Raw genomic sequence first — 14,535 nt, 5'->3', positions numbered from 1 at the left:
ATATTTATGTATCAGCGCCGAAGATCTGTTCCACCATCCAGTCCGGCTTGAATTCTATAATATCCTTGTAGCCTTGGCCCACACCTAAAAAGAGTATGGGCTTTTGAACCACATAGCCAATAGACAGCGCCGCACCGCCCTTGGCATCGGCATCGGCCTTGGTGAGTATAATACCATCCAGGCCCACGGCATCGTTGAATTTAGTGGCCTGTTCCACCACATCGTTGCCAGTCAGGGCATCACCCACAAAGATTACTAGATCTGGTTTCACCACCCTCTGTATTTTCTTCATTTCATCCATGAGGTTGGTGTTGGTCTGCATCCTTCCGGCAGTGTCAATGAATACCAGTTCCTTTTTCTGGGCCCGGGCGTGTTCCACTGCATCGTAGGCCACCGCTGCTGGGTCGGCGCCCTTCTGGTGCTTGATGATCTTCACCTTCAATTTCTCGGCGTGGTGGGCTATTTGTTCAATGGCACCGGCCCGGAAGGTGTCAGATGCGGCGATGACTGGTGTGAAACCTTGTGAAACAAAATAATCGGATAACTTGGAGATAGTGGTGGTTTTACCAGTGCCGTTTATACCTACAAACATGACCTTCAAGGGTTCACCGCTTTTCTGGGCTTCCTGAGCCAGAACATTGACATCCGGTCCCTCCACCAGGAGAATATCGGATATGGCATTTTTAAGAGCTTTCTGAGTATATTTGGCCACATCACTTCTGCGCCTTATCCTACGCCCCACCAGATCCGTTTCCACCGATTTAATGATCTTTTCCGCCACTTCCAGGGCTACATCGCCCTCCAGGAGGGACAGTTCCAGTTCAAAGAGTACGTCTTCCACGTCACCCTGGGATATGGTTTTATGGGTGGCAAATCCGAAGATACCCGGTTCAGCTTCAGCGGATTTCTCCTTGGATTCGGCCTCATCAGAAATAGTGTCAGCAGTGGATTGATCTGACTCTTCTGGAGCAGTTTCCTTCTTAAGGTCCGCAGCAGATGTTTCTGACTTTTCAGTTGATTTTCGACGGAATATGGAAAAACGAGAGGTTTTTTCTTCTTCTGATGATTCAGGAGTTTCTTCTGCAGTTTTCAACACTGCCTCATCAACAGGAGATCCTGAATCCGATTCAGTTGGTAAACTAGATTCCTTCTGTTCCTTTTGGAGAGATTCTTCAACCTTTTCTCCCTTTACTGGCCCTTTTTCAGCCTCTTCCAGGTCAGTCTGGTCTTCAGGGAGACCTTCTTCATCGGAAAATTTATCGGAAACCTTACCTACCGTTCCGCTAAATTTCTTTTTTAGAAAATCAAACAAGGGAATCTAACTCTTAAGGGTCTATCCTGGCGTCCCTTCCAGTTGCTGGAGTAATTCCTCGGCTTCGGGACTTTTCTGGACAATTATTTCGGTGATATTCCGCAGATCTCCCATCATACGATTAAGGAGTCCTTCCAGTTCTTCTTTCTGGTTCTTGATACTTTCCTGGGCGTCACCGACCTTCTTTTTGATGGCAGCTCCAGCTCCCACTCCCACGATAATTTCTTCGGTGTTTTTTATCTCGGTGATCAGAAATGATCCTGCACCGATGGGTACAAAGGTTTCAACACCCTCTTTTCCCTTTAACTCATCCAGAGTTTCCATGGCAATGGCCAACTCAGATATGCTAACTTTGAGGGTTTCTATTTGTTGATTTAAAAGGTCTGCCTGGGCCTTGTACATGTTAAGCTCGTTTATAAGCTCTTCCAGTCGCTGACGGTCTTCCATGGAAGGATCACTCCGGGATTAGTGCTTTGATCAGGGGATCCTGGGCATCTTCTGCAGATATTTCCTGGATGTCCTGAATTTTTATCTGATTCCTGGTTATATGGTGTTTGCTTCCGAATTCAGAGTAAATCTTTTCTCTGATTTCCTTTTCGCTGGTGGCTCTCAATTCCCGGGTGAAGGGCTTGAGACTGTCCCCCATCATAAACTTGCCTTGAATTCTAAATATTTTTGTTTTCATAAGTATACCTCGAGAAAACCCAATGATTCTTCGATTCTTGCCATTTCCGGGCCAGTAGTATCCAGGCCCACCATCACGCCGTGGCTGTTGGCCACTGCACCGGCGCCCACCAGGCGAGTACCTCGGTTAACAGTACCCACATCGGTAGGGACCTTCAAAGTTGATTCCAGAAGTTTTAATTCCTCTGGAGTTGCAGAAGGATGTACTAATACTCCTTTATTGGTTGCCAGAGCTACTGAACCGGTGATCATGAAATTGGCTATTTTTCCCCTTTCTACATCCACATCCAGTGTGCCGGATATTAACTCTGCGGATTTATCAGATAGAAGGGGATTAATTATCGCCCCGTGGTCATTTACCAGGACGATGTTGCCTACTGCAGTGAGCCGGTCAGGTATTCTCTCCACTGCCAGGCCGGTTTCACGGATAGCGTCAATTTCCCGGTCGAATGCGTACTTGGAAACCACAAACCCATTGGAGTTTCCAACGGCCAGGGCTCCGGCCAGATTGCTACCGCTAATATGAGTCTTGATGAGTGGTACCTGGAGTGCCTCCTCAATTAACTGGAGGTCCTTATTTTCCAGGTTGGGGGGAACCAGCGCCGCCTGATCAGTGGCAGAAATGGCCACTCCCAGGTTGGGGTTGCCCCTCAGGTTAAATCTCCTGATCATGGGTTCACCTAATTTATTCAGGCCAGGGTGACCAAGACCGAGCCGTCATCTTCCTTGGTGGCCTTTACCTTAATCCTGGGGGGTATTTTCTGGATTCCCCTTTCCCATATCTTCTCGTTGACTGAGGCGTCAATTTTAACGTCCTCGGACTTCATGTGTCTCTGGATGAAATCCCTTACGTATCGGGTGGCCCGGGGAGACCTCTTAGTCCTTGGAACTTTTTTAACATCCCTCAAAGGAATGGTGTAAACTCTTTCCATGTTTAATCTCCTTATACTTTGATCTTACTTCTTCTCCAGTGTCTCATTTTGGGGTGAGACCTCACCTTACGGGAGGTTTTTAACATGGCCCACAGAGGCACCCTTCGGTTTTGCTTGTATGCCTTTGCCAGTCTAAGCTTTTTTGCTAAAGGTTTATTTCTACTCATCTTCTCTCCATCCTATTACTCTTGATTGTGTGTGTGGGGGAAAAAGGTTTTCTGCAACTTCTCTTCCTTTTTTCTCCCCAATAAGGTGTCTTATCTCTATCTCGTAGTCCGAGTTGTTGTGGGGATTGGTTGGTTCTTTTTTAAGCCTGAAAAGTTTTTCTGCCAGGTTATTTATGGTTCGATGCCCAAAGCCACTGAGGTTGATGTATTGCACATCATGACGGTCCTGGAAGCTGGTTACTTCCGGGAGACTCAGTCTGGGAACCCGGTCATCACGGCGTACACCATCGGCCACCACTTCATATCGGGATGCGGCCAGTTCCAGAACCTGTTTATGCAGGTAATCGATCCCCTGGTTGGGATAACCATCTTCCAGTATCCTGGTAACGGCATTCTCCAGTAAAGTTTCATCCGCCCTTAATACCCGATGACTGAACCCCAGATTTTCCGCAGTTTTCTCGGCTGGTTTAAAGGAAGGATAAATATTAAAATTCGCAGTTAAAAGCTCTACATGATATCCTAATCGGTGAAGGATGACCGCTACGAGAGAACTGTCCTTACCTCCACTGTAGAGTACCGCTGCTTTCATTTTCTTGTGATATTTATTTCTTTCTTCTGACCGGCCAGTTTACGCAGGAGCTCCTTGAGCTGTTCATCGGTTATTTTAGAAGCTATCCGTCCTGCCTGGGCCAGTTGAATGAGCTGAAGTTCGATCTGATTCACATAATCCGGTCGGGTCAGTCGGAGATTGGCCAGTCTACTGCGGGCCTCAGGGGTGAGGATCTGTATCATGAGCTGCCTTTTCTGTGCCTCCATCTCCTGGCGCATGCGCTCCTGGGCCTCAATTTCTTGTTGAGACACCTGTTGAGCTGCCTGCTGCTGTTGTAGCTGTTCCATTCTCCGGCGGCGTATCTCTTCGATATCGCTCATTTAAAAAATCCCCATTAATATTTACTTGCTTCAGGAATGTCTTTTTTTATCTTGTGGGATGCTTTGTCTAGGAAGGATCGTCCCTCCGGGGTTACTCTTCTTCCTTCATCTATCTTCTCCACCAGTCCGGCATCTTCCAGCTGGTGCAGGACTCCTCTAACTATGGAACCGCTGCCCCTTTTGAATTTCTCAGGGCTGGTTCCACGGTCCTTCTTACCACCGTAATAACTTCGCAAACTGTTGATACCCACGGGACCATCGATGTAAACCCTTCTTAAAAGGGAAGCACAACGTACATACCACCATTCAGCATCATCAGGCCTTCTTTCTTTGTGAACGCCTGTTTTTACGAAAACGGACCATTCTGGCGGGGTGATCTTCGTATTTTCGCTTAATTCCTTGGCGACTTCGCTGATGAGCGAGTCGGCAGGCACATCATAAACTGTAGTCATATTTATCCTCCTAATTACCTCTTTTTTTGAATATTACAGCAACATTACCTCTAAAATCAACCAGTTTAGCATTTGATTTTTCGATGATCTGAGTAATATAGTTTTGTTTCTCGGGAGATATACCTTTCGAAAAGCGGAGTTTAACCACCTCTCGTTCCTTCAGGTGTCTCTTGATCTCATCCAGCACACCCGGATTCACTCCGGATTTGCCGATATTGATGGTAATGGTTGAAAGTGATCTATTCATAATTTCCTTCTTGGAAGGTGCGGGATTCAATTCTTTTCCTCCTCTTGGTCTTCTGCTCCTTTAAATAGGGCATGGTGCTTACTTCTCCACATTCCAGGCACTCTATGGTCACCGCCGAATGGTTCAGCCTAACTTTTGAGTTTAATCCGTGCTTTAAGAACCTTTTACACCCCTTGCAGTACCTGCCTCTCCAGTAGGAAGGCATCTTCAGGTTATACTTCTGGGCAATGCTCCGGGCCATCTCCACGTAGCGGTGGGACCGTTGGGGGTGGAGGGAAAATTCATCTTCCGCCATTTTGAAGAGGATTTCAAGCCTTTCATCGGCTATTTTTATCATCCACTTCGGTCTTCTTCCCCTTCGCAAATTTTAACCTCTCAAGAAACATCAAAGATGCTAAGAATACAGAGATCCTAAGTTTCTCAAAAGACGCAGATGTATGGGTAACTATTCTGAAGCCTGAGAATGTACTTAAGAATAATGATTTGATATATTCACTTCTCCCTTTAAAAAGCTTTTCCCAGGATCGATTCTATGGTCACCAAAATCAGTGCTAAACATCAAGCAGGGGAGGTTCTTCTATAAATCCATCTGGTCCAGAAAGTTAACCCCACCCAGGGGGGAGGTTCTTTCACCCCTGATGATTTCTATGATGGTTTTAACCACGTCCTGGGGCATTTTGTGAGTGGTGTCTACTTCTTGAGCCAGTGCCCCGTGAATATCCCCGGCCTCCCAGGCACAGATATCCAGGGCCTCTGCTTCCAGGTTTTCTTTCACCTTTTCTGGTTTCCATTTCCGATTTTTCAGCCTTTCTTCCAGGATAGGCGGGCTGGCCCTTAAAACCACCACCAGATCCGCGGGTTGGTAATAATGGGAGAGATGTCCCTCCAATATTAGCCAATCCTCACTGTCCCGGTAATTCTGAGCAGCCTCATCCATTTCCTGGATGAGTGCCTGAATATCCACTATTTTATAGTGTTTATCCGGGTCCAGACCAGTGTAAAGATGTTTTTGGTCCACTAACTGGTTGACCGCCACTAACCTAGCATTCAGCTTATCTGATAGTAACCGGGATATGGTGGTTTTTCCGGTGCCAGGGGTGCCGGTTAGAAGCAGAATCATGATTTCTTACCTTAACTACTCATTTCAGCTTTTCGATGAGTATCTGGGCCACCTTTTCCCCGGAAAGAAGCATGCCCCCGAATATGGGGCCCATTCGTGGCGAGCCATGCGCGGCGTTGGCAGCCATGCCAGTGACGTACAGGCCAGGGTATACTTCTCCCACATTCTCCAGGATGACACTTTCAGCCCTATCGGCCCACATGGACTTCTCCCCCATGATGCGACCAGTTTTGGTGTGTAGTTCCGGCCCTACCTTATTTTCAACCACCTTAACCACCTCACAGGGATGTCCAGTGGCATCTACCACTGCTTTACTTCTCACGGTTACTGGATCCACGTGCAGACCAGACATACCCACGGTACTCCAGTTTATAACCAGACCTTCCACTCCTTTCTGTTTGATCATCACGTCCTCAATTTCAATGAGGTTAAAAACCTTCAATCCGGCCTTGGTCGCCTGGGAGAGCAAGGTGGATACGGTCTCAATGGAGTCTGCCACGTGGTATCCAGACTGGTACTCCTGTGAGCTGATGCCCATCTCCTCCAGGATTCGTTTTCCTTCCTCCTGGACCACGATCTTGTTTAACATCATACCGCCCCCCCACATTCCACCACCAATAGTGAGTTTTTTTTCGAATAAAGCTACCTTAAGTCCTGCTTTGGCCATGTAGTATCCGGCGGTGATACCAGATGGCCCCCCACCCCCAATGGCCACGTCCATCTCCATATAGTCCAGCAGATCTTGCATGTAACCTTCCACGATGGCCTTTGAAACGATTATATCGTCTAATTTCATGTTCACACCTGTTTTATTTAAATTATTTTTTAACTATGATCCTTACGATGTCTTTATCTTCCAGTGCGTGTTCCAGACCTATCTTCTGGCCCGGGAACTTCACCGACTTTCCCCACACATTGGCATGGCGGAAGTTCCTTACAAAGTCACGATGTAGCCTCTGTGCCACGTTTTCCACGGTAGAACCCTTCCTGACTATTAGTGGATCATCCATATCTGCCTTTTTACCCTGAGGCTTCAAGTATATCCTTATAAGTTCCAGGCGCTGGAATATCTCCTCTTTAAGTTCATCAATGTTTAACTGCTTATCAGCGGCGATATATAAAGCATCGGGAACTTTTCTTTTAACTTCCCCCAAGTAATCATCATCTACCAGGTCGATCTTGTTAACCACCATCAGGAGGGGTATGTAGACTATGCTGGAATCCAGGGAGTCAATGAATCTATCCATGGTGACATCTTCCCGGATCAGAACATCAGCACTGTGCACCCCGTACTCGTTAAGAATGGAACGAATGCTTTTTTCATCCATATGGGTCAGGGGGACAGTGGAAGCCAGTTTTACTCCACCAATTCTTCTTCGTTTTACCCTTACATCTGGAGGTGACTGATTTGGGCGGATGCCGATAAGGTTAAGCTCTTCCAGTATCAGTTCCTGGTGTTGTGGCTGGAAAACATCCAGAACTATCACTATCAGATCGGCGTTGCGAGCCACTGATAAGATTTCTCTTCCCCTTCCCCGGCCATGAGCGGCACCACTGATGATCCCCGGAATATCGAAGATCTGAATATGGGCTCCCCGGTACTCCATGACCCCGGGGATCACCTCCAGGGTGGTGAATTCATAGGAACCAATTTTAGACTCGGCATTGGTTATTTGATTGAGAATAGTGGACTTACCAACAGAAGGGAATCCTACCAGAGCCACAGTGGAGTCTCCACTCTTTTTTAGATGGAATCCCTTGCCCTTGGTACCTGCGGAAGCCCTTTTAAATGATTCTTCCCGTAACTGGGATAATTTTGCCTTCAATTTCCCGATGTGGTGGGAAGTGGCCTTGTTGTAGGGAGTTTTCTTGATCTCCTCTTCAATGCTGCGGATTCTGTCTTCTAAAGTCAATTTAAATCACTCAAAAAGTAGATTGTAATTATTTAAAGTTGGATGAAAACCTAGATTATGGTGCTAGATAATACTTACCTTTTTTTACTTAAAAAGATTTTTTAAATAAAAAAGTGGAGTAACGTGACCTATACTGTCACGTTCCAAACGATAACTCCTGATTGGGCGTAAGCCGGGGTGAAACGGGTTAAACCCGCTCCCTGAAGGAAGAACAGTCGGGTGAACATGGAGTCCTCCAGTTCCTTGTTCATGGCCATGGTATAATACGAATCACCTTCCTTGATGATCATGACCGAGAACATGCTCTGGTTGGACACCAACTGGTCATATGCGGTGGTTCCATTGGCCACCACTATCACCCGGTGGGCCAGGGCAACCTGGTTGTTACTGGTGGCTATCCCGGCGGTGATGTTGGTACTGGTTATCTGGGCCACCACCCCATTTTCGCCCTGCAACACCAGAGTATCATTCTGGGTGGTCACATTGGCCTGGGTCAAAGAGTACACCATGTTCTGGCCAGAAGCATTCTGGAAGTTCCATCCACCAAAGTATGACCACCAACCGGCCTTTCCAATCATGTCATAGCTGGTGATGAATACCACCGGAACCGGATCATCGGGATGAGTAAATTGCAGCACATTTTGCGCCTGTTCCGTGGTAAGACCATACTGGCTGGTCATGATGGTCTGGGCAGATGCTTTGTCAACACCCAGGGTTTTTTCCAGTATTTCCACACTTTTACCCGTGTTCTGGGTATAATTTTCCAGGGTGTAGTATCCATCATCTCCACTGGAGGATAGCATCCGCATTATACCTGCAGAAAGACTTTCATTGTTAGTTAGAAGTGCCTTTCCAACCCAGTAAGCCCGGGGCGTGTTCTGGGATCCTCCGTCGAAGGTTACCGGCCGGTCGGCTACCGCAGCGAACAGGTGTCCAAAGTCCCACCAGGAAATGATTACGGTGTTATTGGCAGTGTTGGCCTTGATCCAGGCTAGAGAATTGACCATGGAATCATCAGTACCGGGAACCACTGAACTGGAAGCAGCGTAGTCATTGGTTAGGGGTACGAACACCACCATGGCCACCAGGATGGCCATCACAATCACCCGGTAGCTGGGAGTTTCGATCTGTCCTTCCAGGTACTCCCTTACCAGACCCACAAATATACCTGCCCCTATAGCGATGGGTATGGAAAAGGCCTCGATAAACCTGACTCCCTTGGTCATGGCATAGGCTGTGGTGAGCAGCCACACGGTCAGTAACACTGCCATGAAAAGGTAAGTTCGTGGTCGGTGGGGGATGATGGGAGGAACAACCTTCGAATCCTCCTCTACAACCTTCTCTGCTTCCCGTCTTTTTTTTCGACTGCCTTTTCTCTTTCGCGGTTTCTTCTTGATATTCAGTTTATTCTCAGGAGCCGGAGTTTTTATTTTTCGGAAAAGCCAGAAGACACTGACTATACCAAATGCGAAGGCTAAAATCCCACCCACACCATCTAATACATCAGAAATAGAAGGTATTTGGAGCTCAGCCACGGAGACATACACGTTGGGATAGGATGTCACCCGGGTGGATTCTTGTAGCTGGGTAAAGCCCACTGGCTGGAGAAGGGCGTTGAAAAAGTCCAGGGCTCCCATGGATATCATCATGAGAACCGAGCCTAAAATGGCAAATATGGCCAGGGGAAGGAGCACTGGCTGGTTTAATAACCATTCTTTCCGGCTCGAAAACTCGTCTCTTGGCTTTCGATCCTGTTTTAAGAGGTAACGGGAAACAAGCAGATAGACCAGACTGGCCAGTACCACGATGTAGAATATGTACCACCATCCCTCCCAGGCGGTGGAGAATATTAGCATGAAGATGGCCGATAGAACTGCGAATATGGCCTTATTTTTTAAATCATCGGCCCTGATACTTTCTATAAACATCCACACTACCAAGAGTGGTAGGAGTATGTTGAACATGTCAGTATCGAAGAAGCCGGCGAAGGAGTGGTTGAAGTAGGCCGGGGCCAGGGCAACCAGTAATCCGGCGGTTATACCACCATAATCATTGGTTAATCTTCTTACCATGAAGTAGGCTGGTATTACACATAAAGATGCGATAACGGCCGGCATCCAGAAGCTGACCGCAGTTAAGGGCACCGTAGCCACTGAGTTTACCAGGAGATAAACCCAGGCTGTTACGTAGATGATGAGTGGGGGATATTCAGCGGATCTCCCCGGGGGGTAGTTGGAGTGCAGATCCCAGTTGGTTCCGTTTATTTTAGTATCCCCTGGATAGCCATGATCCAGGTAATCAGCGGTTAAACGGTAGTTATAATAGGAGTCCATCTCACTGAAGTAAGGAAGACCATTATCATCCTGGTAAAAGGCTTTAAAATCGCCAGATAATGATGATAGATTCGCTGCCTCGGCCCTTATGAAAAATACGATGGAAAACAGCAATATAACAATAATCAATGGCTTTAATTTGTTGAAAATTTCCTTGGCCTCCATAAATATCCCCATTTAGAATTTGACAAGTGTAACAGCCATCAACTTTTGAATGTAGTGGTTGTAACACTTCCAATACATGTTTAAAATCTTAATAACTTTCTTAATTTTAACAACTTTGCATTACCCTTTTTTGGCATAATTTCAAAGCAATATTGTAAGATTATTAGATTTATAATTATTCCCAAAAAAGGCCCCATAAAGATTTACTTATCAATTGACTTACAACGACCAGGAAAAAATTTAGCCACTTGTGGCATTTAATATCATGATGTGGTAGGCACATCTTCACCTAAAGGTATTTCTTTCAGGAAAAAGGCAACAATCAATCCAGCAAATGCCAGTACTGTAGCTGCAAGGAAAATATTCTGGATAGAAAGTACCAAAGCTTGAGTTTCACTCAAATTAACTGTAGAGGAACTTATCAGTGTGAAATTCATTATGTATCCAAATATTGGCACGAATAAGATAGTACCTAAATTTCTGAAAAACCGCATAGAAGCAGTTACAACACCTATTTCTCGCAGTGTGAATGCATTCTGCACTGCTATATTGAATATGTTATAGGCCATTCCTGAACCAATACCCAGAATAGTTGAATAGAGTAACAGCAGATAATAGGGCGTATTCTCATTCATGGTGGCGAGAAGCACAACTCCGATTGCAGTTATAATAAATTCGGCGATGGCCAGCTTTTTATATTTACCGGTCCTGGATATGATTAGTCCAGTGAGTATTGAGGTTATGGTAAGGCTTAAAAGCATAGGGATCATGATGAACCCTGAATTTGTGGCACTCATACCTAAAACATCCTGTGCGAATAATGGGACGTAAATCATCCCACAAAACAGCAAGGCACCTGCTAAAAAGCTTCCAACTGATGATACACTGAAAATTGAATTCTTAAAAAGATTTAACGGCAAAATAGGCTCTACAGCTGTTTTTTCAGCCCAGATGAACATTGTAAACATGATTCCTGCAAATACAAGTAGTCCCGTTATCTCAGCAAATGAATGGGTGTTAAGATCTCCGGCCAGTGTGACTCCCAGGAACAGGGCACTTAAAGATAAGATAAAGGTGATGATCCCGAAATAATCAATGACCTTTTTAATATCTGGCGATTTAAAATTTGGAAGAGAATAAAGAATAATAATCAGAGCAGCGACCCCAACAGGAACATTTATAAAAAATATCCATCTCCAACCCAAATTATCAGTAATGACGCCACCGAGAATTGGTCCTAAAACGTCGGCAAGTGCAAATACGGATGCCAGAATCCCCATATATTTGGCTCTTTCCCTGGGACTGAAAATTTCTCCAACCACAATAAATGGGAGTGATATTAAAATTCCGCCCCCAATTCCCTGAAGTCCTCTAAATAGGATCAGTTCATACATATTGGTGGAAAAACCGCACAGGACTGAAGTAATAACAAAGGTGATGATTCCGGCCATTAAAACATGTTTTCTACCGTAAATATCCGATAATTTACCAAAAAGGATTATGGCAATGGTTGATGTTAACATGTAAGATGTAAATGGCCATACATAGTATTCCATGCCCTGCAGACTGTTAATAACCTTAGGCATAGCTGTCCCTATGATTGAATAATCAAAGGCAGCTAAAAGGAGTACAACCATTAATCCGGCCATTATCATGATTATTTTATTTTTAGCAAGGTTATAATGGCTTCCATGATTCATGGTTATCACTTAGGTCTATTTTTATGATTTTCCTAAAAATAATAAAAATAAAATTTATTGGTGAAAATCATCCTTACTTAAAGAACATTTTAGTTCGCATTTCACCCAAATTAGAAACTATACGAGACAAGTCGCTTCCAGGAATACTGACCATAATATCATGTTGATTAATATCCATGTTTTTCCTTGCTGCAACGTCACCGAATCCATAAGTGACTTTTCCAGTCATATAAGGTGTTGCAGCCATTGAACTGCACACTGGAACTGCATCAGCGCCCCGCCCATGTTCTCCAGAGTCATAGGCATTTGCATGAAGTATTTCCATCCCCTGTTTCGCATTGCAGACCATAAATATCACATTTGGTTCAAATTTTGCCTTATTTAAAGGAGCGAAACTAATTGCAGTGAATATTCCAGGGTTTATGTATGTTTCATTTTCCCTGGAACGCTGCACGGCAGGAATGTTCTTATACAAACCCTTCGGAACCATAAATGCCCCACTTTGTACATTAGCAGGGTATTCACTCATGTCTTTAAGTCCAGAATATCTGGCACCACCCATGCATTCTTCCTCTTCTAGGGTTGCATAAAATATTTCGCCGTTCATGGCTTTTTCAAGTTTACTGCAGAATCTTGATTTACCTTCTTCCTTTTTAACGTTTTTTGGCTCTTTTACAGACCATTTTATGGCCACTGGTTCATTTTCCAATTTTAAAAGTTCATTTAATTTTTCTCCTAATTCAGTATAATCCATATTTAACACCTCTAATATCCAAATAAATACTCTACTTCTAAATACAACATTTTAAATTTCATATAAAGCTACGATTTATTTTAAATCTCATTTTCAGTGTTTCATTAACATGTGAAGAAACAAATCTCCTATATCCTTGGCAAATCTATGTTCATCAATTCCTCTGTTTTCCAGTAGCTCTTTAGCCCAGTCGCCCATATTCACCTTGCCATTGTATATTACTGATAGGAGAATAGCTGCTTCGGTAGGATCCACATCTGGTCGGATTTGGCCCTCATCTATACCTTTTTGTATTAAATCTATCCCTATGGACATTATTTCTTTGAATAATTCCCTTACTTCTCGGAATTCTTCACTGCTGTTCATTTTATCCCTATCAAATTGTTTTTTAATGGATGTGGGAGAATACAGTAGCCTGAAATAATCCGGATATTTATTAGAAAACTCCCTATTTACATTTCCATATAATGTTAACTTCTCTAACCCAGTATTTCCTTTTTTAACCCCTTCTTTAACCATTTCAACCCAGATTCGAATACCGCGTAAGACTACAGCAAAGTACAAAGATTCTTTATTTTTAAAATATAGATAGAGTGTACTTTTGCCAAGACCAACTTCTCTGGCTATTTCATCCATTGAAACTTCATTAAAGCCTTTTAGAGCCAATAATTTCCTAGCAGCTTCGATAATATAATTTTGCCGCTGCTCCCTTTCTTTTTCCTTCCATTCCGCCAGTGACATAATGTTTCACCACCATCGTGACTATCTGTCCAAATTTATGACTGATATTATTTTTTTATGACTAATAGTCAGTTTTATAACTGGTAGTCATGAAGGTATATAAAGGTTTTGGTAGCATCAGAATACTTAAATACTAAGTGTGTTATATTTATCTAACATGATGTTGAAATTAAATAACATTATGTTGGAAATAAACAACACTATCAAAATGAGGTGAATAAGATGGAGGTAAAATTCAACGTTTTCTGGGGTTTACTCGGTTTTTTGGGGATACTAGGCTACATTTTAGGAGATCCAGTCTATTATGCATTTTTTGCATTCTTCCTATTCTTTATTTCTCCGGTGTATAATAGAGCCGCTAAAAATGGGGATGAAAAGAAGGAAAAAAAGGCCAACATCGAGAGAGATTATAAACTCTATAAATTAAGTATCTGGGTAGGATCAGTGATACTGGTGATCACTTCACTATATTTAATGGCTGCTAAGACCATGAACGATTATACAGCCATAGGATTACTATTAGGAATGACTATTTACATAGTCAGTTTCTTCGCCTATATGGGAATGGAAAAAACAGCCCGTGACGAACGTTTAAGGAAAATTGGAACACTCGCTGTAACCTGGTCTTGGTATATAACCCTGATCTTCACAGGTTTCCTGGTGGTGTCCATGTTCTGGGCAGATAGAATCCATGATCCCATAGAATTGATGGGATTAATTATTTTCGTCATGATAACCACCATGCTGGTAGCTAACACGATCTTAAGCCGTATCGGAGACATAGACTGATTTAACGACCTGAATCAGAAAACGGGTAAAAATAATATGTGATCAAAGGGCGATCTTGAATGAAAACTCGAATCAAAGAACTCCGAGCCAGGAAGGACCTTACCCAGGCCCAGCTGGCTGACCAGGTGGGGGTGAGACGAGAGACCATAGTCTTTCTGGAGAAAGGAAAATACAACCCCTCCCTGAAGCTGGCCTATCTTATTGCCAGGGTGCTAGATGAAAAAATAGAGGAGATATTCATCTTCGAAGAGGAAGACTTAAATTGGAAAATTAAATAAAAAAAAGGATAATAGGGC

The 14,535-nt window shown here is 44.0% G+C and carries 20 protein-coding genes; 2 read left to right on the top strand and 18 right to left on the bottom strand.

From position 1 onward, the window contains the following. Positions 1-4: 4 nt before the first annotated feature. From ftsY to FGU46_RS07605, 18 genes are all read right to left on the bottom strand, one after another. Positions 5-1,312 carry a signal recognition particle-docking protein FtsY gene (ftsY, locus tag FGU46_RS07690; protein WP_286473678.1) on the bottom strand — a complete coding sequence of 436 codons (1,308 nt, stop codon included), beginning with the start codon at positions 1,310-1,312 and terminating at the stop codon, positions 5-7. Between the two features lie 21 nt (positions 1,313-1,333). After that, positions 1,334-1,759: a prefoldin subunit alpha gene (gene pfdA, locus FGU46_RS07685; protein WP_286473676.1), complete on the bottom strand. Its 426-nt coding sequence runs from the start codon at positions 1,757-1,759 to the stop codon at positions 1,334-1,336. 7 nt (positions 1,760-1,766) lie between these two features. After that, complete coding sequence (gene rpl18a, locus FGU46_RS07680; RefSeq protein WP_286473674.1) at positions 1,767-1,997, bottom strand: 50S ribosomal protein L18Ae; 231 nt, start codon at positions 1,995-1,997, stop codon at positions 1,767-1,769. Further along, positions 1,994-2,668 carry a translation initiation factor IF-6 gene (locus FGU46_RS07675; RefSeq protein ID WP_286473672.1) on the bottom strand — a complete coding sequence of 225 codons (675 nt, stop codon included), beginning with the start codon at positions 2,666-2,668 and terminating at the stop codon, positions 1,994-1,996. Before FGU46_RS07675 ends, rpl18a begins: the two co-directional genes overlap by 4 nt. Before the next feature lie 17 nt (positions 2,669-2,685). After that, entirely contained in the window at positions 2,686-2,928 is a 243-nt protein-coding gene (locus tag FGU46_RS07670; protein WP_286473670.1) for a 50S ribosomal protein L31e, read from the bottom strand. Positions 2,929-2,939: 11 nt separating this feature from the next. After that, positions 2,940-3,095 carry a 50S ribosomal protein L39e gene (locus FGU46_RS07665; protein ID WP_286473668.1) on the bottom strand — a complete coding sequence of 52 codons (156 nt, stop codon included), beginning with the start codon at positions 3,093-3,095 and terminating at the stop codon, positions 2,940-2,942. Next, positions 3,088-3,684: a DUF7411 family protein gene (locus tag FGU46_RS07660; RefSeq protein WP_286473667.1), complete on the bottom strand. Its 597-nt coding sequence runs from the start codon at positions 3,682-3,684 to the stop codon at positions 3,088-3,090. The genes FGU46_RS07665 and FGU46_RS07660 overlap by 8 nt, the downstream gene beginning before the upstream one ends. Beyond that, on the bottom strand, positions 3,681-4,025 hold the full coding sequence (locus FGU46_RS07655; protein ID WP_286473666.1) for a DNA-binding protein: 345 nt from the start codon (positions 4,023-4,025) through the stop codon (positions 3,681-3,683). The genes FGU46_RS07660 and FGU46_RS07655 overlap by 4 nt, the downstream gene beginning before the upstream one ends. Before the next feature lie 14 nt (positions 4,026-4,039). Further along, on the bottom strand, positions 4,040-4,477 hold the full coding sequence (locus FGU46_RS07650; protein WP_286473664.1) for a 30S ribosomal protein S19e: 438 nt from the start codon (positions 4,475-4,477) through the stop codon (positions 4,040-4,042). 10 nt (positions 4,478-4,487) lie between these two features. After that, the gene (locus FGU46_RS07645; protein ID WP_286473662.1) at positions 4,488-4,724 is read right to left on the bottom strand and encodes a YhbY family RNA-binding protein; all 237 of its coding nucleotides are present in this window, start codon (positions 4,722-4,724) and stop codon (positions 4,488-4,490) included. Further along, positions 4,717-5,061: a ribonuclease P protein component 4 gene (locus tag FGU46_RS07640; RefSeq protein ID WP_286473660.1), complete on the bottom strand. Its 345-nt coding sequence runs from the start codon at positions 5,059-5,061 to the stop codon at positions 4,717-4,719. Before FGU46_RS07640 ends, FGU46_RS07645 begins: the two co-directional genes overlap by 8 nt. Before the next feature lie 240 nt (positions 5,062-5,301). Then, positions 5,302-5,844 carry an adenylate kinase family protein gene (locus FGU46_RS07635; protein ID WP_286473658.1) on the bottom strand — a complete coding sequence of 181 codons (543 nt, stop codon included), beginning with the start codon at positions 5,842-5,844 and terminating at the stop codon, positions 5,302-5,304. A 19-nt stretch (positions 5,845-5,863) separates the two neighbouring features. Continuing rightward, on the bottom strand, positions 5,864-6,640 hold the full coding sequence (locus FGU46_RS07630) for a sulfide-dependent adenosine diphosphate thiazole synthase (protein WP_286473657.1): 777 nt from the start codon (positions 6,638-6,640) through the stop codon (positions 5,864-5,866). Positions 6,641-6,662: 22 nt separating this feature from the next. Continuing rightward, on the bottom strand, positions 6,663-7,757 hold the full coding sequence (locus FGU46_RS07625; protein ID WP_286473655.1) for an OBG GTPase family GTP-binding protein: 1,095 nt from the start codon (positions 7,755-7,757) through the stop codon (positions 6,663-6,665). Between the two features lie 128 nt (positions 7,758-7,885). Beyond that, the gene (locus FGU46_RS07620) at positions 7,886-10,255 is read right to left on the bottom strand and encodes an STT3 domain-containing protein (RefSeq protein WP_286473653.1); all 2,370 of its coding nucleotides are present in this window, start codon (positions 10,253-10,255) and stop codon (positions 7,886-7,888) included. A gap of 263 nt (positions 10,256-10,518) precedes the next feature. Then, the gene (locus FGU46_RS07615) at positions 10,519-11,955 is read right to left on the bottom strand and encodes an MDR family MFS transporter (protein WP_286473651.1); all 1,437 of its coding nucleotides are present in this window, start codon (positions 11,953-11,955) and stop codon (positions 10,519-10,521) included. 73 nt (positions 11,956-12,028) lie between these two features. After that, on the bottom strand, positions 12,029-12,709 hold the full coding sequence (locus FGU46_RS07610) for a DUF169 domain-containing protein (protein WP_286473648.1): 681 nt from the start codon (positions 12,707-12,709) through the stop codon (positions 12,029-12,031). A 93-nt stretch (positions 12,710-12,802) separates the two neighbouring features. Next, on the bottom strand, positions 12,803-13,450 hold the full coding sequence (locus FGU46_RS07605) for a TetR/AcrR family transcriptional regulator (protein ID WP_286473647.1): 648 nt from the start codon (positions 13,448-13,450) through the stop codon (positions 12,803-12,805). A gap of 222 nt (positions 13,451-13,672) precedes the next feature. On the opposite strand from FGU46_RS07605, the gene FGU46_RS07600 reads away from it, so the two are divergent. Continuing rightward, positions 13,673-14,239 carry a DUF3796 domain-containing protein gene (locus FGU46_RS07600; RefSeq protein ID WP_286473645.1) on the top strand — a complete coding sequence of 189 codons (567 nt, stop codon included), beginning with the start codon at positions 13,673-13,675 and terminating at the stop codon, positions 14,237-14,239. A 59-nt stretch (positions 14,240-14,298) separates the two neighbouring features. Continuing rightward, positions 14,299-14,517, top strand: a complete 219-nt coding sequence (locus FGU46_RS07595; RefSeq protein ID WP_286473644.1) for a helix-turn-helix transcriptional regulator — start codon at positions 14,299-14,301, stop codon at positions 14,515-14,517. The last annotated feature ends 18 nt before the right edge of the window (positions 14,518-14,535 follow it).

The sequence above is a fragment of the Methanobacterium sp. CWC-01 genome, assembly GCF_030323845.1.
Lineage (GTDB): Archaea > Methanobacteriota > Methanobacteria > Methanobacteriales > Methanobacteriaceae > Methanobacterium > Methanobacterium aridiramus.
Note: the sequence above shows the minus strand (reverse complement) of the source record. Positions and strands in the feature narration are given on the sequence as shown.